19 protein-coding genes are annotated in these 22,130 nt (G+C 61.1%); 7 read left to right on the top strand and 12 right to left on the bottom strand.

The window, feature by feature from the left end; all coding sequences use genetic code 11:
* Positions 1–8 precede the first annotated feature (8 nt).
* The 3 genes from HNR46_RS07630 to HNR46_RS07620 all read left to right on the top strand — a co-directional run bounded on the left by HNR46_RS07630 (position 9) and on the right by HNR46_RS07620 (position 2,198).
* Positions 9–443: a hypothetical protein gene (locus HNR46_RS07630; RefSeq protein ID WP_184017422.1), complete on the top strand. Its 435-nt coding sequence runs from the start codon at positions 9–11 to the stop codon at positions 441–443.
* On the top strand, positions 440–1,228 hold the full coding sequence (locus HNR46_RS07625) for a LamG-like jellyroll fold domain-containing protein (RefSeq protein WP_184017420.1): 789 nt from the start codon (positions 440–442) through the stop codon (positions 1,226–1,228). The genes HNR46_RS07630 and HNR46_RS07625 overlap by 4 nt, the downstream gene beginning before the upstream one ends.
* A 757-nt stretch (positions 1,229–1,985) precedes the next feature.
* The gene (locus tag HNR46_RS07620; protein ID WP_184017418.1) at positions 1,986–2,198 is read left to right on the top strand and encodes a hypothetical protein; all 213 of its coding nucleotides are present in this window, start codon (positions 1,986–1,988) and stop codon (positions 2,196–2,198) included.
* 46 nt (positions 2,199–2,244) lie between these two features.
* On the opposite strand, the gene HNR46_RS07615 is transcribed toward HNR46_RS07620, so the two are convergent.
* Positions 2,245–2,709, bottom strand: coding sequence for an iron-sulfur cluster assembly scaffold protein (locus HNR46_RS07615; RefSeq protein ID WP_184017416.1), 465 nt, complete (start codon positions 2,707–2,709; stop codon positions 2,245–2,247).
* Positions 2,710–2,799: 90 nt separating this feature from the next.
* Here HNR46_RS07615 and HNR46_RS07610 point away from each other — a divergent pair, with 90 nt between their 5' ends.
* The 3 genes from HNR46_RS07610 to folD are packed head-to-tail and all read left to right on the top strand — an operon-like array spanning position 2,800 to position 5,827.
* Positions 2,800–4,293, top strand: a complete 1,494-nt coding sequence (locus HNR46_RS07610; protein ID WP_184017415.1) for an FGGY family carbohydrate kinase — start codon at positions 2,800–2,802, stop codon at positions 4,291–4,293.
* Positions 4,293–4,961 carry a lysophospholipid acyltransferase family protein gene (locus HNR46_RS07605; protein WP_184017413.1) on the top strand — a complete coding sequence of 223 codons (669 nt, stop codon included), beginning with the start codon at positions 4,293–4,295 and terminating at the stop codon, positions 4,959–4,961. Before HNR46_RS07610 ends, HNR46_RS07605 begins: the two co-directional genes overlap by 1 nt.
* The gene (folD, locus tag HNR46_RS07600) at positions 4,958–5,827 is read left to right on the top strand and encodes a bifunctional methylenetetrahydrofolate dehydrogenase/methenyltetrahydrofolate cyclohydrolase FolD (protein ID WP_184017412.1); all 870 of its coding nucleotides are present in this window, start codon (positions 4,958–4,960) and stop codon (positions 5,825–5,827) included. Before HNR46_RS07605 ends, folD begins: the two co-directional genes overlap by 4 nt.
* A gap of 31 nt (positions 5,828–5,858) precedes the next feature.
* On the opposite strand, the gene HNR46_RS07595 is transcribed toward folD, so the two are convergent.
* The 9 genes from HNR46_RS07595 to HNR46_RS07555 form a co-directional block, all read right to left on the bottom strand.
* Complete coding sequence (locus HNR46_RS07595; RefSeq protein WP_184017411.1) at positions 5,859–7,037, bottom strand: enolase C-terminal domain-like protein; 1,179 nt, start codon at positions 7,035–7,037, stop codon at positions 5,859–5,861.
* A gap of 52 nt (positions 7,038–7,089) precedes the next feature.
* Complete coding sequence (locus HNR46_RS07590; RefSeq protein ID WP_184017410.1) at positions 7,090–10,182, bottom strand: 3-keto-alpha-glucoside-1,2-lyase-like domain-containing protein; 3,093 nt, start codon at positions 10,180–10,182, stop codon at positions 7,090–7,092.
* A gap of 46 nt (positions 10,183–10,228) precedes the next feature.
* On the bottom strand, positions 10,229–11,095 hold the full coding sequence (locus tag HNR46_RS07585) for a hypothetical protein (RefSeq protein WP_184017409.1): 867 nt from the start codon (positions 11,093–11,095) through the stop codon (positions 10,229–10,231).
* A gap of 57 nt (positions 11,096–11,152) precedes the next feature.
* Positions 11,153–12,535, bottom strand: coding sequence for a sulfatase-like hydrolase/transferase (locus HNR46_RS07580; protein ID WP_184017408.1), 1,383 nt, complete (start codon positions 12,533–12,535; stop codon positions 11,153–11,155).
* A gap of 12 nt (positions 12,536–12,547) precedes the next feature.
* Entirely contained in the window at positions 12,548–13,678 is a 1,131-nt protein-coding gene (locus HNR46_RS07575; protein ID WP_184017406.1) for a family 43 glycosylhydrolase, read from the bottom strand.
* Positions 13,675–15,288 (bottom strand): arylsulfatase, encoded by a 1,614-nt coding sequence (locus tag HNR46_RS07570; protein WP_184017404.1) that lies wholly within the window; start codon positions 15,286–15,288, stop codon positions 13,675–13,677. Before HNR46_RS07570 ends, HNR46_RS07575 begins: the two co-directional genes overlap by 4 nt.
* 81 nt (positions 15,289–15,369) lie before the next feature.
* Positions 15,370–16,767: a FecR domain-containing protein gene (locus tag HNR46_RS07565; protein ID WP_184017402.1), complete on the bottom strand. Its 1,398-nt coding sequence runs from the start codon at positions 16,765–16,767 to the stop codon at positions 15,370–15,372.
* 7 nt (positions 16,768–16,774) lie between these two features.
* Positions 16,775–17,320, bottom strand: coding sequence for a sigma-70 family RNA polymerase sigma factor (locus tag HNR46_RS07560; protein WP_184017400.1), 546 nt, complete (start codon positions 17,318–17,320; stop codon positions 16,775–16,777).
* Between the two features lie 35 nt (positions 17,321–17,355).
* Positions 17,356–18,822, bottom strand: coding sequence for a sulfatase (locus tag HNR46_RS07555; protein ID WP_425491686.1), 1,467 nt, complete (start codon positions 18,820–18,822; stop codon positions 17,356–17,358).
* A gap of 136 nt (positions 18,823–18,958) precedes the next feature.
* Between HNR46_RS07555 and HNR46_RS07550 the strand changes: the two genes are divergently transcribed.
* Positions 18,959–19,699 (top strand): DUF502 domain-containing protein, encoded by a 741-nt coding sequence (locus tag HNR46_RS07550; protein WP_184017396.1) that lies wholly within the window; start codon positions 18,959–18,961, stop codon positions 19,697–19,699.
* Here HNR46_RS07550 and HNR46_RS07545 read toward each other — a convergent pair.
* Together HNR46_RS07545 and HNR46_RS07540 are read right to left on the bottom strand one after the other, a co-directional pair.
* Positions 19,696–20,775: a hypothetical protein gene (locus HNR46_RS07545; RefSeq protein ID WP_184017393.1), complete on the bottom strand. Its 1,080-nt coding sequence runs from the start codon at positions 20,773–20,775 to the stop codon at positions 19,696–19,698. The genes HNR46_RS07550 and HNR46_RS07545 overlap by 4 nt on opposite strands.
* Complete coding sequence (locus HNR46_RS07540) at positions 20,772–22,043, bottom strand: amino acid permease (RefSeq protein ID WP_184017391.1); 1,272 nt, start codon at positions 22,041–22,043, stop codon at positions 20,772–20,774. The genes HNR46_RS07545 and HNR46_RS07540 overlap by 4 nt, the downstream gene beginning before the upstream one ends.
* Positions 22,044–22,130: the final 87 nt, after the last annotated feature.

Below are 22,130 nucleotides of genomic sequence, written 5' to 3'. Positions count from 1 at the left end.
GAATCACCATGCCAATCGAAATCAATGGAGCAGACGAGGCAACCGTGGGACCCCTCCGTGAGGCGCTCAAAGCGGCTGCGAAAGAGCAGGACAACACCCTGACCGGCAAGCAGACCTTTTCGGCGAGAGTCGGCTTTGGTGTCGTCACGTTGACGGACGGCGCGAACATCCCTTGGGACTGCGCGAATGGGAACATGGCGTCTGTCACCTTGGCCGGGAACCGCGCGTTGGAGAATCCGACGAACGTGGCCGCAGGTTCCTACGTGCTGCGAGTCATTCAGGATGGCACCGGCACCCGAACGCTGAGCTACGGCGCGAACTTCAAGTTTCCCGGCGGCACCGCTCCGGTGCTCTCGACGGCCGCAGGTTCGGTCGACGTGCTGACCTTCCTGAGTTTTGGCGATGGCAGCCTTTACCTCGTTTCAGCCCTCGACTTCCAATGATCCTCTTTCCTTGTGGTTTTTTCGGTGGGACCGCTTCCACGGTCGAACCTGATCCTTATTTTGCCAATGTGACCTTGCTTCTCGGTTTCGACAGCCCAGGGGGAAGTGCTGTAGTGAACTCTGCCCCCACTGGTGGTAGCTGGACATGGACAGGATCAGCAATCTCGATAAGTGGTGCTGATGCGATCGTTGGGAGTGGAGCGTTGCTGTTTGGTTCGTCGGGAGGCAATGGAAATACCGGGTCCGAAACTGTCGTTCTAGGCACCGCCTCAGCATGCGGGTGCGATTTTGGGACTGGGGACTTTACAATCGAGCTCTACGCCAAGATCGGAAACACGGCCTCAAACACCTATGCGATCACGATTTTCGGTAGCTTCAATGGGAATCAGAGTTCCCCGACGGCAGGGGAATTCAATATTCAGGTCGCTGCCTACTCTGCGGGTTCAGGATTGCCGGCGGTCGTGAGCTTTTTTGCACGGGATACCGGCTCGAAGATCATCTCGTCAACTGGGGTGACTGTGGGTACCGGCGATTTCGTCCACATCGCAGTTTGCCGTGCGGGCGACACCATCCGGATGTTCGTCGACGGCGTTTTCGTGAAGTCGGATACAGGGTGGGGCGCCATCAACGTCGGCTACGGCAGCAGCCCTGTCCGCCTGGGTGGGGAGGACAACAACAACGACTTCATTGGAGTGATTGACGAATTGCGAGTGACGAAAGGCGTCGCGCGCTACACGACGGACGACAGCTTCACGCCTCCGAGTGCTCCTTATCCGCGGGCATAGTGATGAGGCCCCCCAAATGCGGGCACCCGATCTCGGCATAGCGCATTGGGGAAGAATATCGGAGTCTCCCCTTGTCGAGCGGCGCTCCCCCAAGCGTCGTTTCGAGTTCCCCCCGCAAATTCGACTCTTCTCAGCCCCCGATGACGAAGGATCAGAATCTCGAAAATGAAAGCGTGCACCTCCCCCAGAGGTGCACGCTTCTGCGTTGGCCTCTTCCGTAACGGTGATCTCGGGAACAGTCCCTCAAAAGAACGAGGAGAGAAACCTTACCCTCTCTGCCTACCTGAACAAGATCTGAAGCGCCTCTGCAGGAGTGGTGTAAAACGGGTGTAAAAATCGATGTGGGACGTGGAGAATTGATTTCCCCGGGAACGTTGGTGAGGTAAGAGCCCACCGCGCCGGAGGCAACGACGGTGGCACGGCAAACCCCGCGCGGTGCAAGACAGAACAGGGGAAGGGCTGCCCGCCCGTTGGATCCCCGGGTATTAGTCGCCCCTCGGGAAACCGGGGAACCTGCTGGCAACGGCAGGTTAGAGAAATGATCGTCCACCTGAGGGAATGGCCTCAGGATTGACAGAATCCGGCTTACAGGGGAGCGGCCCGCCTTCATTTCCGACGGCGGGATGTTGTTCGAAGAGGAAAAGTATTACGTTGAAAATCAGGACTAAACTGATTTTTCAAGGTATCAAGACGTGGAGGCCTCGACGTCGAATCATCGGATTCGCCTGCTCGAAATCGGCGGCAACCGCCCGCACCCGTGCTGCCGGTCTGGAACCCGTTGTGGACCCATCTGCCGCCACCGGCCAACTTCCAGCGCATTCTCGAAAGCAAGGGCGACAAAGCATGGCTGCGGGTGATCACCGCCATGTTCAAAGACGACGCCCAGCTTTTCAAACAGTTCCAGGACAACGAGTCGTTTCGGAAATGGCTGACGGATACAATGTTCGATCTCACCAAAGAGAAGCGGTGAGAGGGGCTCTTGATGGCGGGGACCTAGCAAAGGTTTTCCGGTCGCCTTACTCGTCGAGCGGCACGATGCGGACTTTGCCTTTGGGGGCTTGGAGTTGGGAGGAGAGGGTGGGTGCGGTGGTGGGCGCCGTTGTCTTTTCGGGGGCTTGGCCGAGGGCGTCGCGAAGGGCTCCTTCGACGAGCTGACCGCAGTGGATCTTCATCGGAGGGAGAGGGCCAAGGTCGCCGGTGAGTTGATCGGCGGAGAGTTGGGCGGCCTCCTCGGGGGTTTTGCCCTTGAGAAGCTCGGTCGCCATGGAGGCGACGGCGACGGCGGTTTGGCAGCCAAAGGACTGGAAGGAGGCACGGTCGATGACCCGTTTGCCGTCTTTTTCGGTGAATTTCAGCCACATACGGAGCATGTCGCCGCAGTCGGGAGAACCGACGGTGCCGACGCTGTCGGCATCGCTCATTTCACCTTGGTTCTGCGGTTGGGCGAGGGCCTCGCGCACTTTGTCCTCAAAATCGCTCATCGGCGAAGAACTTTGGCGTCAAGCGGCTCCGAATCAAGCCAGAGCTTGCCAAGCCCCGGGGAGGAAGGGAGGCTCGCAGGCACCCCAACCATGTTTTTTCTCGGAATCGAGATGGGCCCATTGATGGCCCGGGTGATGGCGCTCGACCTGGAAAGTGCTGATGCTTCGATCATCGCGACCGCCCCCCTGAGCGCGATTGAGGGGCTGCCGGAAGGTTTTGTGGAGCAAGATCCGACTCGTTGGTTGGGAGCATTGGATCAAGCGGTTCGCGAGGTATTGGAGAAGCTGGGAGCGGGGCGGGAGCGGGTGGTGGCGCTGGGGGTGACGGCGGCGGAGGGAGGATTGGTGGTATTGGATGCGGCGGATCGGGTGATTCGCCCGGCAAAGCTCGGGGTGGATCGATCGGCGCAGAGTCAGGCGGAAAAGATTGCGCGGGAGTTCGGGGGGGCTCCGGGGGTGATTGAGCTGATTGGGAATGCGCCGGAAGCGGGCTCATTGGCATCGCAGTTGTTGTGGCTGCGCGATCACGAGCCGCGGCATTTTCAGCAGGTGGCGCAGGTGCTGACGCCTCAGGACTTTGTGGGGTATTGGCTGACCGGGGAGGGCGGGAGTTCGGCTTCGTCGGCAGCGACGACGGGGTTGTTTTCCGTCCCGACGCGTTCTTGGTGCCGGGAGATGGCGGAGTGGATCGATCCTGCGGTGGGAGAAATGCTCCCATCGGGCTTGGTGGAGACGTCTCCTCGGGGTCGGTTGCGTCCGGCGTTGGCGCAGGCGTGGGGGTTGAGCGAGGGGGTATGGGTGGCGCCGGGTTTGGGAGCACGTGCGGCGATGCTTTTTGCGAGTGGTACGGCGCGACCGGGTGAGGGGGTAGCGGATCTTTCTGCGGATGGAGGGATGGCGGCGGTGAGTGAGCAGCCGTTGGTGGATTTTCTCGGCGAGGGAACGATCGGATGCGAGGTTTCCGGACATGGTTTCACGCGGATGGCGCTGCGCAACATCGTGGCGGCTCCTGAGCTGGTGCGTCGGCACTACGGGTGGAGTAAGGCGGAGTTTGAGAAGGCGATTGCCTCGGCGGCGCCGGGTGCGGAGGGTCTGACGTTTCTGCCGTATTTGCGGGGCGAAGAGGTGCCGAAGCTTCCGGATGCCCAAGGGTTGATCCACGGGATGACTTTGAACAACTTCACTCCGGCCAATCTCGCGCGGGCGGCGGCGGAGGGGGTGGCGTTGTCATTTGGATATGCGGTGAGTCGGCTGCGGGAGATGGGATTTGAGCTGAACGAGCTGCGTTTGGTGCATGATCCGGGACCGACGGGTGGGGCGCTGCTGGCGGATGTTTGCGATTTGCCGACGGTGCCGGTGAAAGGCGGCGGCGGGGCCCTATTGGGGGCGGCGATGCAGGCGGCGGCCGTGTATTTCCACGAGCAAGGCGAGACTTTGGGATTCGATGAAATCGCTGGATATGTGGTGACGCCGGTGGAGGCGTCCCGGCGTCAACCTGATCCGGGCCGGAGGGATTTGTATGCCCAGTTGCTTGCCCGCCAACAGTATCTGGTAGAAACTTTGCACGCAGGCGGCTTTTTGTGATGGGGGATCAATCGGAGATTCGGGAGAGCCGCAAGGCGACTTTGTTAGGAACGGCCGCGGGCTGGCTGATGCGGGTTTGGTGCACCACGTTGCGCTACGAGATTGAGGATCGTGCCGGGGTCGCGGCGATGGCGCGGCCGGTGGTGTTGGCGATGTGGCACAACCGGATTTTTGCGGTGCCTGAGGCGTGGGATGCCTTGGTGCATGGGCGGCGAAGGGCGGTGGTGTTGACGAGTGCCAGCCATGATGGAGCGATGCTTGCCCGGGCGGTAGGGGTGTTTGGGATTGGTTCGGTGCGGGGCTCAAGTTCACGACGTGGCGTGGCGGCCTTGGTGGCGTTGCGCAGAGCCCTGAGGGAGGGATGGGATTGTTGCGTGACGCCGGATGGGCCCCGGGGGCCGCGGTATCATCTGCAGGCGGGGGTGGTGAAGTTGGCGCAAACGACGGGGGCTCCCTTGGTACCGATCCATGTTCGATTTTCCTCGGCGTGGCGGTTGAAGTCCTGGGATCGGTTTGTGATTCCCAAGCCGTTCAGCAAGGTTCGGGTGGTATTTGATGCCGCGCTTGCCGTGGACCCTGGACTTGGGGAGGATGGCTTTGAAAACCGGCGCGCGGAAATTGAAGCGGTGCTCCGGTCCGGAGTGGATGATTTCAACCCAGAAGCATGAGCAAGATCATTGATGGCAAGGCTGTGGCTGCAGCGGTGCTCGAAGAGTGCCGGCAGGAAGTGGAGCAATTGAAGGCCCGGGGCGTGACACCGGGCTTGGCGGTGGTGTTGGTGGGGGAGGATCCCGCCTCTCAGGTGTACGTGGGATCGAAAGTTCGGACCTGCGGTGAGCTGGGGATTCATTCCGAAAAGATCGTGCTGCCGACGGAGACGACGCAGGAAGATTTGCTGGCGGTGGTGGAGCGATTGAATGCCGATCCCGCCATTCACGGGATTCTGGTGCAGAGTCCTCCTCCGCCGCACATTGATGAGGAAGCGATTGTCCGGGCGATCGATCCGGCAAAGGACGTCGACGGTTTCCATCCGGAGAATGTGGCGAAGCTGGCTCTGGAAGATCCGAGCGGATTCGTGCCCTGCACCCCCGCGGGTTGCATGCGGTTGCTGAAGGAAGCGGGCGTGGAAACGAAGGGTGCCAACGCGGTGGTGATTGGTCGCAGTATGATCGTCGGCAAGCCGATGGCGCTGTTGTTGATGGCCAAAGGGTCGGATGCGACGGTCACGGTGGCGCATTCGCGTAGCAAGGATTTGCCGGGGATTTGCCGTCAGGCAGACATTGTCATCGCGGCCGTGGGTCGACCGGAAATGGTGAAGGCCGACTGGGTGCGCGAAGGAGCGGTGGTGATTGATGTGGGCATCAATCGAGTCGAAGATGCCAGCCGCAAGAGTGGCTTCCGACTGACGGGTGATGTGGCTTACCCCGAGGTGGCGCCCAAATGTGCTGCGATCACTCCGGTTCCTGGTGGAGTGGGGCCGATGACGATCGCGATGTTGATGAAGAACACGCTGATCTCCGCCGGTCGGAGTTGAGCGGCGGAGGGCGTGGGCTGCGGGGCTGGGTTCAGACCCGCAGTTTCATCCCGAATCCGGGGGCATCGGAGACAGTGATCTTGCCATCCTTCAGGGGATAGTCACCAAAGTCGACGTCTTCGGATTCGCAGGTGACACCTTCGATGGTGCAGCAGTTGCCAAGGCCAGCTGCGAGGTGGGCGGTGTAGTTGGTTTTGAAGCGATCGCCCCAGGCGTGTGGGCTGGCGAAGGTATCGCAGGCGATGAGCTTGGGCATGAGTTTCCGCCACGCGGAGAAGCCGTAGCTCTGGGTGTCGTGAAGGACCGCATCGAGGATGTGTTCCTGGGCAAGTTCGAGGCAGAAGGCGGGATCGGGATTAGCCTCGCCATCGGCGACGAGGGTTTTTTCTCGTCCGTTGGCGTGCATCCAGTCGCGGAGCTGTTTGGTCTTTTCGCGATCCTCGCGGAAGGGTTCTTCGAACCAGAAGAGCGGCACGCCTTCAATGCCTTTGAGGAAGGCGATGGCGTCGTCGACGCTGTAAGCATCATTGGCATCGACGAGGATTTCGACTCCGCGATCTTGAAAGGTTTCCTGAATGCGTTTGACGATTTCGATGTCGGTGGCGAGGCCCTTGTCATGGGGGTACCATTTGCCACTGCGGCCGATTTTGACTTTTAACTGACGGTATCCGTAGTCGAGGTCCCAGGCGCAATTTTCGATGACTTTGTCGAGGCCGGACGGATGATCGGGCGGTTCCAGTTCATCGAAGTAGATCATCCCGCTGTAGAGGCGGTTTTCCTTCGGGCCCTTGGCGCCGAGCATCTGATAGACGGGTTGATCGAGGATGATGCCGGCGAGGTCGTGGAGGGCGAAGTCGAGGAAGTGCAGTTGGGGATTGAGGATTCCGGAGGCGGGATCGATGAGATCAGAAAGCCGACGGCCTTTGACGAGGTCGACGATGCCAGCGTCCGGTCGCCAGCCGGAGCCCCAGCCGGTGGCGCCGCGATCGGTATGAACGATGGCGACGGTCAGGCGGTGGTGTTGGCCATGGACATCGAGGCGGGCATTTTTTCCCACCAATCGAGGCCAGTGAAACCGAACTTCTTTGAATTCGATGTCGCGGACTGTGTGGTCGGCAAGGGTGGCGTGCTCGGTGGTTTCGGCGGCACGACTGACTCCGGCGGCCAAAGCGGCGATGCCGGTGGAGTGGATGAAGTTCCTGCGTTTCATGGGTCGGGACGAATACACGGTGAATCCGTCCCAACTTGCAGGGCTTTGGAATTCAGGCTGATTTCCTGAGGAGGAAGGCGAGGAGGTCTTTCAGTTCCTCGGGATTGAGGCGGTTGATGAGCCCCGGAGGCATCGGAGAAATGGCGGAGTGTTCGCGCTGATGGAGGTCGGAAGTGAAGACGTGGCTTTGTTCGGATGGTTCAAACGCATTGGTGGCGACCGTGAGCGATTCCTCGGTTTCCTCGATGACTCGGACGTTCATACGGGAACCATCGTGGAGGACGAGGGTCTCCCAGGCGTATTGGTCGGAGACGAGTTTGTTGGGATCGACGATGGCTTCGGCGAGGTCACGGATACTGAAGCGACCTCCGACAGCGCTGAGGTCGGGACCGGCGGCGCCTCCTTCACCGTCGAAACGGTGGCAAGCGGAGCAGAGCGAGGCTTTGAACATGTTTTCGCCCGCGTGGGCGTCGCGGCCATCGAGGCCTTCGTTGGCGAGGGCGACGATTTCATCGACGGTCCATGAGTGTCCGGGGCCCTGCACGGGGGGGAGGTTGGCGAAGGGGTTGCTGTTGCCTTTGCCAGCATCACGATAGCGCTCCTGTTCTTCGGGGGTGCAGGAGTCGAGCATTTGTTGGCGGAGGTCTTTGATGAAGCCGGCATAGCTGCGTCCGCCTTGCATGCTGAGGAGATCCTGAAACCAAGCGAAAACACGCTCTCGTTCGGGGCCCGACCAGGGGCCGGGTACGGCGCGCAGGCAGTAGAGGGCCTGGATGCGGTCGGCGGAGGGAAACTTGGCGATCATGCCCTCGATGTCGGCGCCGTATTGGGCGTTGCGTTTCGCCAGTTCGAGCCAATCGGGTGGTGGCTGGGCTCCGATTTGGTCGGCCCAATCGAGGGTGCGTGAGACGATGCCAGGCGCTTGGATGGCACAGAGCAGGCGCACCAATTCGTGATCCACTTCACGATCTCCGGAAGGAAAGGAAGAGTTGGCGCAGCCGAGGACTTGTTCGCGCTGGGCGGGTGGAAGGGCGCCATGGCGGGCGATGATGAGCCCGACGGCGCGCAGCCAGTTGATGCGGGCGTGGGAGTCGAGCGCAGAGAAATCGAGGGTGACGAGGGCGTCTGTGGCGACCTGAACGCTGTCGTTTTGGTCGGTGCGGGCGAGGGCGATAGCTCCACCGATGACCCGCCAGGGATTTTTTTCTCCCTTGAGTCGATCGCTCCACGAGGAGGGCGGGTAGAGTTCGAGGCGGGTGCGGGCGAGGAAGCGATCGGTACGGTCGGTGGAGCCAAGCTTTTGCCAGGCTTCATCGAGGGTGAAGGTCGGTTCTTCGATGGCAGGTGCCGGCGCGATCGGTGCGGTGGATTCTTTGCCGGTGTAGGAGATTTTCCACAAGGCCGAGGCAGCACGGCGGCCGCCAGAGAGGAAGTAGAGGGCACCATCGGTGCCTACGACGCCATCGGTCAGCGGCAGGCCATTGCCGGCGAGAAATTCTTCGCCACGCACAGGTTGACCGGGGTCGGTGTGGATGGCGCGAATGGTGGCGTAGGTCCAGTCGAAGGCGAACAGGGCGCGCTGGTAGGCGGCGGGAAATTTTGCACCGCGACCGGAAAGGAGGGCAGTGGGGGATCCGGGGCCGATGTTGAGGGCTGCGGGAAGGGAATCTTCGTAGGCTTCGGGCCATTTGCCGGTGCCATTGCGCCAGCCGAATTCGGCGCCGGGGACGACTTCACAGATGCGGGTGGGGCGGTACCATGGCATGCCGAAGTCCCATTCCATATCGGCGTCGTAGGTGTAGAGTTGTCCATCAGCGTTGAAATCGAGTCCGTAGGAATTGCGCAAACCGATGGCCACGAGGGTCCAATCGCTACCGTCGGGGCGGAAGCGGGCGATCCAGCCACCAGGTGCCATGACGTTGGCCGCGTGACCGTTCGCGTCGGGGCGACGGGGAAGCAGTTGATCTTCTGCCCAAACTTCGGGGACGAGCGAGCGATCAAATTCGGGGAGGGGGCAATGGTTGCCGGAGACGAGGTAGATGAATTGGCCGTCGGGCGATCGGCGCAAGGTGTGCAGGCCGTGCTCGCCGCCCCGCGGGACGGGTTTGACGAGTTCAGGCTCTGCGGGAGTGCCTTGGCGCAGGTCCACGCGCCACACCCCATTGCGTCCATCCGGGGACTCTGTGGAAGAGATCCATAGGCAGCCATCGTTCCAGAGGACTCCTTGGGTGCTCTCCAGGGGGATGTTGAGGTTGGTGGCGGTGACCTTGCCGTCTTTGTCCAGAGTGACTTTCCAGATGCCGCCATATTGGCTGCCGCAATAGAAGTTACCCTGGTCGTCGCGGGTCATGGTGACCCACGATCCACTTTCGGCGGGGATGTCATATACTTTCTCCAAATGAAAGCCCTCAAGGAGTTGCGTGCCGGGCATTTCGGGTACGGGGACCATCGTGGATGCCTGCCCAGGCCATGCTGCGAGCGGGCGAATCCGGAAGTCTTTGTATTCCGCCTTCATGGGTCCGCCGACGTGCAGCTGGAGGCCGATGATGCCGTCGAGTGGACGTTGGGAGTCGTCGGCATCGATCAATTCAGCGACGGTTTGGCCATTGATCTGGTGGCGGTAGTGGCGCCCGACAGCTTGGACGCGGTAGGTGTTCCATTCCCCGAGTTGGGTGGGTGGCTTGGTGGAGGCAGGAAGCGTTTCGACGCCCTGGCCGACGGTGACTTTTTCGCCGTGCTTGACGGTGATCCCGGTGCCGCGCTCGTCATAAAACATGCCGAGGTATTCGGGCTGAGGGTGGAGGTCGCACTGGAGGCCTCCGACGCCGAAGGGAACGTCTTTGACTTTCCAGCTGCGGTATTGGACGCCGGAGTTTTCACCGGTGACGCGAGCTTTGAACTCAAGCTCGAAGTCGGCGGGGACGTCGACGTCGAGAATGAGGTAGGAATTCACGGTGAGCTTGCGCTCGCCGTCGTCGGTGCGACCGGTGAGGATGCCATCCTCGACGGACCAGAGGCGAGGGTCGCCGGACCAGCCGTCGAGGTTTTTCCCGTTAAAGAGGTCCTGCCATGGGCTGGAGTCCTCGGCGTGGGCGGTGATGATGCCCAGAGAGAGGGCTCCCAGCATTCCGATGATGCGATGCATGGCGGGCTCCTACGGGGAGGCGGCGCCCAGCCTTGCACGGGGAGGGCTATTTCGGTTCGGGGTTCTTACGATAGTCCTCTTCTTCCTGCTTGGTCCAGGCGAAGGGGGCGAGCTTGGAACGGTCGAGGTCTTTGAGATGCGGCTCCGTTAGGCGGGATGGATCGTCGGCCCGCACGTATCTCCATGCCCGATCGCCGAAGACTTCCCGGCAAAGGGCGGCGACGTCCGGATCGTAGTCGATCAATTCCTGGCGGGAGTTGACGTGATTATGAAGAGCGTCGTTTTCGCGGTTGGTATCGAACCATGATTGAACGGCTTCGGCCCAATATTCGTAGTGGTTTTCCGCGGCGTAGAGTCCTTTCCAGAGGCCTTTGTCCATGGCATGCCGGTAGGCTTCCTGGAGGCGAGTGTCGAAGGTGGGGTCGACCTCACTCAGTCCCATCTGGTGAATGGCATGGGCAAATTCATGGACCATGATGGATTCGGTGGAATAAGGGTCGCCCGGATTGTGGAGAAGGTTCTCCTCGCCGCAAGAAACGCAGGGTCGCTCGGTGCTCGCGCCGAGGCCGCGGGCGCGCCGGTTCCAGAAGGCGGCGGGCTTGAGGTCGGAGTGCTCGGGAACGTCGCAGGTGCGCTCGCTGACGGCCATGACGGTGAGGCGCACTTTGTTTTTTGCAAGGCCATGGAGGATGTCCTCCCGGCCATCGAGCATTTGGCGAACATTGTGGGCGGCTTCTTCGAGCGCGGCGTCTGGAACTTGATCGGAGGAGACGACAGGAAAGTCCTCAACCCGAACGACTTTCTTATAAAACGCGGGGAGCGAGAATTGCTTGATGAGTTCCGGGGACGGTTTTTCGACGTCCGCGCAGACGCAGGCGGCCGTGGAAGCGAGGAGAACGAGGGTGCGAAGCATGGGCGTGAGGCAAGCAGGCTTCGGGCCGGATGCCAGGCAAGAAGTCGCTGGAAGGAATCATTTCTTGTTCCCTTTGCGGAAGCGTTCGTCTTGGTGCTGGCGGGCGTCTTTTTCTGTCGCCATGCCTCGATCTCCCTGACGTTTCATCCAGGCATCCAGAGCCGTGGAGAGGGATTTTTGGGTATCGGCGAATTCCGGTTGTCCGGCCAGGTTGTGTTCTTCGAGGGGATCGTTCTCGAGATCGTAGAGTTCTTCGGCAGGGCGATGGTAGAGGAAGTCGACTTTGCGCTTTAGGTCGGGATTTTTTTTGGCGTCTTTGATCCACGACTGCAGCGGTTGGGAATGATGAATCCCGCCGATCTCGTAGGTGTTTTCCGGGGCGAGGTTGCGGATGTACTTGAAGCGTGCGTCGCGGACGGCGCGCATGGGATAGGGCTCCTTGGCGCCGTAGATGCCGAGGGTGGTGTGCTGGGCAAAAATGTAGGAGTGGATGGGCTGGTCATCGCCTTTGAGGACGGCGGTGAAGTCTTTGCCATCGAAACCGTCGGAACCATCGGCGAGGGGGCGGCCGACGGTGAGGTGGCTGGGGTCGATGCCGGCGATCGAGAGGAGGGTGGGGGTGACGTCGGTGTATTGGAGAAGGGCCGAGGAGGTGGAGCCGGGTTTGACGACACCGGGCCAGCGCACAAGGGTGGTGGAGCGAATGCCGTTGTCGTAGAGGAGCCATTTGCCTCCGTAGGGAAATGACGAGCCTTGTTCACTGAGGAAGATAACGACGGTGTGATCGGCTTGGTCGGTTTCTTCGAGAAGTTTCATGAGGTTGCCGACCTGCTGGTCGAGCTGGCTCACTTCGCCATAGTATTTGGCGCGCTGGCGGCGGGTTTGGGGGTTGTCGTGGAGGTAGGGAGGAATTTTGATTTTCTCGGGGTCGTATTGGGGGCCGCGATTCCACGGTGAGTGCGGATCGTTGGAGGCGTAAACGAGGAGCCATGGTTGTTCTGGGTCCTTGGAGAGAAAAGATCGGGTTTCGGTGAGGTCATCGGCCCCATCCATGTGTTGGTAGGGATAGCTGGGTTTGGGGCCGACATGTTCCTTGTTTTGAAGGGCGACTCGATAACCGGCTTCTTTGAGGTGGGTGAAAAGGCTGCGGGTGCCGTCTTCAACCCAAGCGTGATTGGGGTAGGCCCCTGAGCGGATCGGAAACAGCCCGGTATAGAGGGCGTTGCGGGTGGGCGAGCAGGTGGTGGCGGGGGTGAACATGCTCTTCAACCAGAGGCTCTCTTCACGCAGGTGATCGAGGTGGGGAGTTCGGACATCTGGGTTTCCGGCGAAGGCCAGGTCGGACCAGGTGAGATCGTCGGCAAGGATGAGGAGAAAGTTCGGCCGCTCCGCCGCGCGGGCAAAGAGGCCGAGAAGCATCAGGAGAAAAAGCGTGCGCACGGAAGTGGAGGATCAGAAGGTCTCGGACTCGTCGGGTCCAGGAGTGGCGTAAGCGGGGTCGAGGGCGCGAATGGCCACCTCACCGGCTTCGTCGAGTTTCACCTCCATGGGCACGATGGTGGTGCCGCGGAGGTTGATGGTCTGGGCGGTTTCACCGAGGTCACGGGATTCGATGTCTTTGCGCGGCAGGGGAGGAACATTGGCGTTGAAGAAGGCGGTGCACCACCACTGTCCATCGCGGGTTTGGAAAGGAGTGCCGTGGCCGAGGAAACGTCCGGCGAACTTCCGTGGTCCATAGGGTCCTGTGATGGAACGAGAAGTGCAGTAGTAAAGGTTGTAGGAACCCTGGCGCATGCGATCGGTCGACCACGCGGTGCCGAGATGGACGTAGAGGTCTCCGACTTTGATCATGGTGGCTCCTTCGTGGCCGATGCGAGAGATGGGTTGACCGTTCGGTCCGGGGCGCGAGCCCGATGGGTCGATGCGGACGGGCTTGGCCGTGAAGCGGCTGAGGTCTTTCGACAGGGGCGCGATGAGGGTGTTGCTCCAGAGCATCCACCAGTGGTTCCCGTCGTGGAAAATGGATGGGTCGTGTTTGCGGCCGAGACGAGGTCCCATCGGATGGGTCCAGGGACCTGATAGATCCGAACCGGCGGAGAGGGCAAAGTTGGCTTTGGGTTCGGGGCAATGAACGAGAGCCCAGCGATTCATTTCGGGAATCCAGTGGATTTCCGGAGCCCAAACGAGATCGCCGGGTTCTTTGTGCCAGCTGTCCTTCATGGTGAAGGGGGGATCGAGAGGTTCCCAGTCGATGAGATCCTTGCTTTTCCAAATCTGGACGGTGCCTCCAACGATGGAGTCTTCACCAAGCCCGATGTTGAAAGGGTCGTTGTGCTCGCGGGGATCGCCTGGGTTGGGAGTGGTGCCGGTGAGATAGTAGACGTCGTCTGGCCCCAGGGTGATGTAGGGATCGCGGATCCATCCTTCTTTGATGAAGAGGGCGTGATCGCGCGATTTCAGGCCTGCCTCGATTTCGGCGCGCGGCATGGCTGCGGGCATTTCCTGAGGGGCGGCCTGGGCCGGGAGGAATGCGCAGAGAAGGGAGAGGCTGGCGAGTGAGTGGAGGAGAGAAGGTCGGCTCATGGTTTGGGTTTTGGCTTGGGATAGACTTGGGCGCGTTGCGCCCACTGTTGCCAGGCTTGGGACATTTCGCGGACACGCTCGGGCATGTCGGTGGCGAGATTGTGGAGTTCGGTGCCGTCTTCGGAGAGGTGGTAGAGTTCCCAGCGTTTGGGTTTTAGACCGGAAGGTGGGGTGACGTTACGACCGACGAGTTTCCAATCGCCATCGCGGACAAAGGCGTTGTTTTCGTGTTCGATAAAGATCGGGGTGGGCCGAGCCAGAGATTTGCCATCGAATGCAGGAGTGAGGGAAATTCCGTCGATGGGCAGAATGTCGTGGCCCTTGAACTGGGTGGGGTAGGTGGCACCGGTGACATCGACGAGGGTGGCCATCAGGTCGATGAGTTGGGCGGGTTCCCGATACCAATCCCGACCGGGTTGGATGTGCAGGGGCCAGTGGGCGATGAACGGGGTGTTGGCGCCGCCTTCGTGCGCGAAGTGCTTGTAGAGGCGGTAGGGAGTGGCGGAGGCATTGGCCCAGGCTTTGCCATAGCTGGGGCGGATCAGGTCGGTGCCAGCCTGGCGGTCGGCGCGCGGGTCGCCGAGGCCCAGAACGGATCCTTCCGCGCAGGCTCCGTTGTCGGAAAGGAGGATCAACAGGGTGTTGTCGTATTCGCCGGTGTCTTTGAGGGTTTGGATGACGTCGCCAATTTTTTGATCGAGGCGATCGATCACTGCCGCGTAGGCGCTCATGCGATCGGAGCATTCCTGTTGTTTCTGGGGATCCAAGGTTTCCCAGGCGGGGACTTCGGGATCGCGCGGGGTGAGTTCCCAGGATGCGGGGATCAAGCCAGAGGCTTTTTGGCGCGCGAACCGTTGTTGGCGGAGTTTGTCCCAGCCCATGGCGTAGCGGCCTTGGTATTTTTTGAGCTCCTGATCGTGGGCGTGGTGGGGCCAGTGGGGAGCGGTGAAGGCGAGGTAGAGGAAGTAGGGCTCATCCTTTGAAGGCCCTTTTTCGTGATCGAGGATGAATTCCCGGGCGTGGTCCGCGAAGGCGTCGGTCGTGTAGAAGGGGCGGTCGGTGGTGCTCTTCGGTTCACGATCTGGCTGGTTGCCGTCGTACATGATCCGGAAGTCGGAAGGGTGGAAGTAGTGGGTGGCACCGGCGATGCAGCCGTAGTAGCGATCAAAACCCCGTTGCAGTGGCCAATCTCCCTGGTCTTTGCCGGCGAGGTGCCATTTGCCGGTCATGAAGGTGGCATAGCCAGCGGACTTGGCGACCTGGGCGAGAGTGACGCAGGAGTCGTTGATATTGCCGGCGTAGGCAGGTGGGACGCTGCGATTGGCATTGGCATTTTCCCCGGTCATGTGGCCGATGCCGACTTGGTGGGGATGGAGCCCGGTCATCAGGGTGGCCCGGGTCGGGCAGCAGCGGGCGGAGTTGTAGAACTGGGTGAAGCGCAGGCCGGTGGCGGCGAGGGAATCGATGTTCGGGGTTTCGATTTCACCGCCGTAGCAACCCAGGTCGGAATAGCCCATGTCATCGACGAGAATGAAGACGACGTTGGGTCTTGGCGCGGCGCAAAGGGGAGACAGGAGGAAGGCGCCGACGAGCGGCAAGAGGAATCGCATGGGTTGAAAGTGGGTTGAAGGGTTCATGTCACGAGACGCCCAAGCGTTCGGGATCATTTCATCAAATGCCCCCGAGCGAGGTCAGTTCTCGGCGGTGATGACGCGGATTTCGTCGACGGATTCGCCTGCCCAGAAGATCACGGAAACGGTGCGGCGGTCGGCGGAAAGTTGGACCCCATCGGTGGGGTGAGGGGGTTGCCGTCCTTCGAGGCCGCGCATGGTGATGTCTTCCGCCGTGGCGGGAAGGGGTGCGGCGGAGGCGAAAGAGTCGGAGGCATCGAGCTTGCTGGTGGCCGTGATGATGGCGAGGACGGGCCGGTCGAAGGTGACGGAGCCTTCGAAGCGTTTGAACGCTCCGACGTCGACGATGCCTACGGGATTGTAGCGAATGAGATAGCTACGACCGCGGGTGCCCGGAGAGGAGAGGAGGGGGTGGGGATTGGAGATGGTCTCGGCCTCATAAACCCCAGGGTCCTGAATGTCGGCGGGAATGCGATCGGGCAGCTCAATGTTGCGACGCTCCGGGATCACGATGACGTGAGAGTCGTCTTCGTGGGCGGCGACGACTTCGGGAATATTCGGGGGAGCGGGAATGACCTCGCCACGGGTGGAGACGATGCCGGAAGCTAGCGGCCAGGTGTGGGTGAAGGCGGAAGTTTCGAAGTCGGCGTCTTTGAGTTCGTGGCGGGACGACGCACGCACGGCGGCTCCCTGCAGGAGGGTGCGTTGGGCTCCTTGATTGGAGACTTCCACTTCGCCTTCCAGGACGAGGAAATCGGAGGTGCCATCGGGTCCAACGGAAACGCCGAAGGAGGTGCCGAGGTCTTTGAGTTGGGCCGTTTGGGTTGAGACGCGGAATCCGTGGGCGGATTCCGGGCACCAGGCATTGAGATTGCCGCTGTGGAGGTCGATTTCCTCGGCTGAGCGAATGGTGAAGTGGGCGGGGGACTCGACGGCCACCACGGCGCCATTGATGAACTCCAGTTTCATGCGGCCGGACCGCAGGTGGACCTCTTGGCCAACGGGATACGATTCCAGCCGTGTTTCGCTGCCGCGGGCATCGGGCAACGTGATGGCGAGCGCGACCGCCGGCGCGGATGGCCGGGTCGGCGTGGATTTGCGAAGCAAGGCGGGAAGGGTAGTGGCGGCGATGCAGGCTGCGAGAGTCAACGCTCCCACGAGAATGCGACGTCGGCGTGAGCGCTGGATGCGCCCCGTGACCCGTTGAGGGAACGCGTTGGGATCCTCGTCGGCAACTTGGCGGAGGTGAGTGGAAACACTTTGAACGAAGGCTTCGTCGCCGCGAGGAGAGCGGAGATCGGTGAGGCGTCCGGCGAGGTCAAGATGCTGTCGGGCATCCTCGAGCAAGGCGGGATTTTGCTTCAGGAGTTCGAGGAGCAGGGCGCGATCGGCATCGTCGAGTTCGCCGTCGAGCAGTTCACTCAAGAGGTCTTCGAAAAGGGGCTGAGGATCGCTCATCGGAGGCTTAGGCAGTGGGTTCCGTGGGATGGGCGGAGAGGCAAGCCGCCAGATTTTGGCGGGCATGGAAGAGCACCTTTCGGACCGCGACGGAGCTCATGGCCAGTTCTTCGCCGATCTCGGTCGCATTGCGATCCCGGAAATAGCGGGCCTCGACGACCTGGCGGGCGCGGGAGGTGAGTTGCTCAAGGCAGTCGCGGAGGGCTTGGTGGCGGGCCTCGGTGTCCTGAAGTTCTCCAGGTGCGGGATGACTGGAGGTGGCTTCGAGGAGGAGAGTGGTCAGGTTTTCGTCGATCAGGCGCTGGCGTCGGCCGGTCTTGGTGATTTCGTTCATGACCAAGTTGCGGGCAATCTTGCGCAGCCAGGGGCCGGCGTGGTGGGGGGAGTCGAGTTCCTCCCACTTCCGGTAGGCGACGAGGAAACTTTCCTGGGCGAGATCATCGACCCAGGCGGCGTTTACTCCGAGTGAGCGGATGAAATAGCGGAGACTGACGTGGTGCTCGCGCACCATGGCGTCGAGCTGATCGAGACGGCGGATGCGTTCGGGTTTCACACGTCAGTTCAGATAGGGCCGCAAGTCGGGAGCGATCAACGAATGACGGCCTCGGGATATTGATGAAGGATTTCCTTCATTTTTTCGAGAAGCTTCGGCTTTTTGGCGGCGAGGTTTTGAGTTTCTTCGGGGTCGCGTTCGTAGTCGTAGAGTTCATATTTGGCGGTCGATTCTGGAGCGCCGGAGCGTTTCCATTCGACCATGCGATAGCGATCGGTGCGGATTGCGCGGCCCATGACCGCGTGCGGGAAGGCATGGTAGACGTGGTCCGAGATGCGGGCCTTGGGGTCTTTGAGAACCGGGACGAGGTTGTGACCATCGATGGGTTGGGGGCCTTCGGGGGCGGGCAGTCCGGCGAGAGCGGCGGCTGTCGGGTAGATGTCGACGGTTTGGGCGAGTTGCTCGGTGGAGGTGCCCGGTTGGGTGACTCCGGGAGCGCGGATGATGATGGGGATGCGGTTGGCCTGTTCGTAGTTGGTGTGCTTGGTCCAGGTGCCGTGGTCTCCGAGGTGGAAGCCGTGGTCTCCCCAAAGGATGACGATGGTGTTATCGCTGAGTTTCAGGCGATCGAGGGCATCGAGGACTTTGCCGGCCTGGGCATCGGTGTAGCTGGTGGCGGCGTAGTAGCCGTGGATGAGTTGTCGGGTGAGATCGGGATCGGTGAGGCCGTTGTTGGGGACGGGCTTGTAGTTGGCGATCTCTCCGCCGTGCTTGTGAGCGACGGGTGGGCTGTCCTGAGGGAATTCCGAGGTCTTCGGCATGGGCAGCTTTTTAGGATCATAGAGATCCCAGTATTTTTTGGGAACGGTGAAAGGAAGGTGGGGGCGGGCGAACCCCACGGCGATGAGGAAGGGTTCGTCGGATTGGGCCGCGGCTTCGAGGCGCTTGATCGTTTCGGCGGCGACGCGTCCGTCGGCGTAGGCCTCGTCGGGAACATCGGCTTCCTCCCATGCGGGGCCTTTCGGCAGATCGTTGATGGGTCGGTCAAAGATGTTGTTGAAGTAGGCTTCTTCGCGGGTGAGTTGGCCGCCGGTGGTTTCCTTAAGGGCGTATTCGACTTCCTGATCGCGGAGGGGCGGTACGGTCCAGGATTGAGGATCGCCATGAATGCCGTGACCCACGTGGTAGGTTTTGCCGAGCGATTGGGTGGAGTAGCCGAATTTGGCAAAGTATTGAGGCAGGGTGACCGCGTCGGGAACGAATTTCCGAAGTTCCTGGTTGAGGTGGTAGAGACCCGTGGATGTGGACCGCGATCCGAGCATGTAGTTGTAGCGGGATGGCGCGCAGACGGCTTGATTGCAGTAGGCTTTGTCGAAGCGCATGCCAGAGGCTGCAAATTTGTCGAGATTGGGGGTTTGGGCGACGGGATCGCCGTAGGCACCGAGCACGGGCTTGAGGTCGTCGACGAGGATCAGGAGAACATTGGGTTTCCGTTCTTCGGCGGACACGACCGAAAGAAGGGAAAGGCAAGCGGCGAGGGCAGTTCGTAGCTTCATGAGCATAAGTCTACTTTCGCGAGGGGGCCGAGTGTTTCGGAGAATGTCCGGATCAGGGGGCGAAATCGCCGCGTGATTTTCGCGGAAGCGACAGGGGCCCTCCTTGCCAACCGGGCGGGGATGGCTATGGATCGGGGCGTCGATGGATGACTCTTCTGCAAATAGTCCCGTGCGCACGGGAAGTCTGAAAAAAGCCTTCAGCACCTTGTTGGCGGGGGTTGCCTCGGTGATCCCGATTCTTGCGACCCTGTGGATTTTGGTATTGATTTATAAGATCCTCGGCCAGGCGGGGGATGGAATCATTGGAGGCTTGTATGACTTCCTGAATCAAATTCGCGGGATGCGGCCGGCGGATCCGGGCTATTGGCGGTTTGAGTTCCCCGGTTCGGAGTTTTTGCGAGCGTTGCTGCCGGTGTTGATTGTGTTTTCGATCGGGTTTGCGGTGACGAACTCGCTAGGTCGGCACATTCTTCAATGGGTCGAAGGGAAGTTTGAGCGAATTCCGGTGATTGGATTTCTCTTTTCGTCGATCCAGCAGCTGATGGAGGCGATCAAGGGGATGGGATCAGAGCGAAACTTCAAAGGGGTGGCCTTTGTGGAGTATCCGAGCCCGGGCTGCCGTTTGGTCGGGTTCGTGACGGGCAGTTTTTTTGATACACGGACCGGGAAGGAAGTGACTTCGGTTTTCCTGCCGACAGCTCCCAATCCGCTTACGGGTTTTGTGGTCCTGATGGATAATGAGCGGATCACCATGAGTGACATGACTCTGGAGGAGGCGAGCAAGCTGATCCTCTCCGCTGGATTGGTTGCCCCGGCTCCCGAGACCGACGGGAGCCTGGGTGGTTTGAGGCCGGTGGCCGACCCGTCCGAGAAGCCCAATTAACGGCGTCGTTGGATCTGCAAGTTGGCTTCGGCAGCCCGCATGTGATAGCCGGATCCGAAGGGGATGGAAGGGGTACGCCCGGCAGCGGCGTCATAGGCTGCTGCGAGGTCGGGCTGACGGAAGTTGGCAAAGAGGGGGATAGGTCGCTCATAGTTGCCCAGCAGGGTGGTTTCCCACGTGCCGGGATCGAAGTCCTTGAAGGGAATGCCGGAGTCATCCTGCAGCACAACTTTCGCGTGGCTCAGAACCCACTGGCGTACGGACGAGAAGGCGGAATCGTGAGGCAAGTAAGAAGCTGCCTTGAAATAGGCGGCGCCGCCGGAGTAGCGGTTGAGCCAGGATTGGAAGGAGCTGTCGAAGCCGCGGTTGGAGAGGTCGGCGGACACGTAAAGGACTCGCTTGGATCCTCCTTGAGGGCCGCGGAAGCGGATTTCCACACCGGGGCGTCCGCCGGCGTCGATGGCGGAAATACTGTCGACCCGGGCACCCATGATGCCGAGGGAGGTGAGGAGGATCGGAGTCGCTGGAGGGGATTGGCGCATGGTTTCCGTAATGAAGTAGCCATGCAGAATGGGTGCCTCAAGCACACCGGCGAGGTCCGCCAGCATGGGTTTGGAAACACCGGCGCTGAAGTCCGGCACTGAGCCCACGGATTCGAGGCCAAGCAGGACGTAAGTCGAGGCTTTGGGGAACATCGAGGTGGCGTGCAAGATGTCCGGACCACCAAACGGGTAGACGACGGTGGAAGGGTTGCCGATGGCGTTGCGTGTGGTGGTGTAGTAGAACTGGGCTTGGGCAACGGCCCGTTTGCGACCGGCATTGCGCCAGCGGGAATCCATGACCAGGGCGTGTGTGTGGTAGTCTCCATCTCGCATTTGCCAGCGGGCCAATGCGGCACCGTGTTCGACGGGGCGGCCAGCGAGGAAGCGGGCGACATCGTCCACAGTGGGATCGCCATCCACAGGGCGATAGTCCCGGGCGGGATTCAGCGGGGTGGTGGTTTGTTGAGTCGGCGGGATTTCGGGGGCGCAGTGGGTGAAGGCCAGCGCGGGGAGGAGCATCAGCAATCGTTTCATGAGGATGAGGTGGAAGAATGGGAGGGAGATCGAGTGAGGAAAAGCCCGAGGAATGCACAGGCTAAGGCGGTGGCGAGGCCGGCGGAGACTTCCCACGGTTGATCGACAATCGAGCGGACGATGACGAAAGAGGTGAAAGCGAGGAAGATCCCTGCGGGGACGACGGGTTTGGGTCCCGGGAGTCGGAGCACTCCCGCTGCGACAAGGAGGGTGCACAGGGTGAGGCCGGTTTGAGTGTAGAGAACCAGCTCGCGGAAGGAACTGAGCAGGGCCAAAACCGCGGCGAGGCTGGCCTGCAGCCAGAGGGGAAGTCGCGGGGCGGTTCCGTGGAGGGTGAGGAATCCCAGGGTGGGAAGATGGTCGGCCATGGCGGCGAGCACTCGGGGCCCCGCCCACAGGAGGGCGCTCACGGAGGCAAAGAGACCGGCTGCGAACAGGGCGGAAATGACTTGGCCGGCCCGGTCTCCAAAGAGGTGCTGCGCGGAGATGGCACCGATTTCCAATCGGCCCTGAAGGGCTTCGACCGGGGCGGCGCGGAGGAAAGATGCATTCAGAGCGAGGTAGAGGAGGGTTACGCCCAGGGTTCCGACGATCAGGGCGAGGCGCACGGTACGGGTGGGACGATCCCATTCCTCCAAGCCGTAGATGGCGGCATTCCAGCCGGAATAGGAATAGAAGACATAGTAGAGAGAGACGGCAAAGGCGGGAGTGCCGATCGCGGTGAAATCGGTGCTGAAATCGGGTGTCCAGCGGATGTCTCCTTTGCCTGGGAAAGAGAGGGCGGCTGCGATGAAACCAAGGATGAGCAGCAACTTGAGGCAGGTGGAGGCGAGTTGAACGCGCGCGCTGGTCGTCGAGGAAATCGAGTGAGCGAGGGTGCCGAGAAGGATGACCGCCAGCGCCGTGGGCGTGACCGGTAAGGCAGGAAAGGCCACGTGGAGGTAGTTGCTGAGTGCCAGAGCCGTGAGGGCAGTGGGCACTGCGAAGCCTGTGATGGCGGATAGCAAGCCTGCCATGAATCCCAAAGCTGGGTGAAACAATTCGGAGAGGAAGTGATGTTCACCTCCTGAGCGTGGGTAGGCCTTGGCCACCGCGGAGTAGCACAGAGCCCCGCAAAGAGCCACGATTCCGCCCACCGCCCAGAGGAGGAGGATCTGGGGAGCGGATTGGAGGGTCACCAGTTGAAAGCCGAGGGAAGTGAAGACGCCGGTGCCGATCATTGAGGCAATGACGAGCGAAGTGGCGGCAGCGAGACCGGGCTTGGGCACAGTTCACTACATGCGCGGAGGTCGAGGATTCGCCAAGGCAAATCCGGGAGGGCGTCGCCTCCTGCGCGGAATTCCTTCTTGTCTGGC

It is taken from the genome of Haloferula luteola, from assembly GCF_014201715.1.
GTDB classification, from domain to species: domain Bacteria; phylum Verrucomicrobiota; class Verrucomicrobiia; order Verrucomicrobiales; family Akkermansiaceae; genus Haloferula; species Haloferula luteola.
Note: the sequence above shows the minus strand (reverse complement) of the source record. Positions and strands in the feature narration are given on the sequence as shown.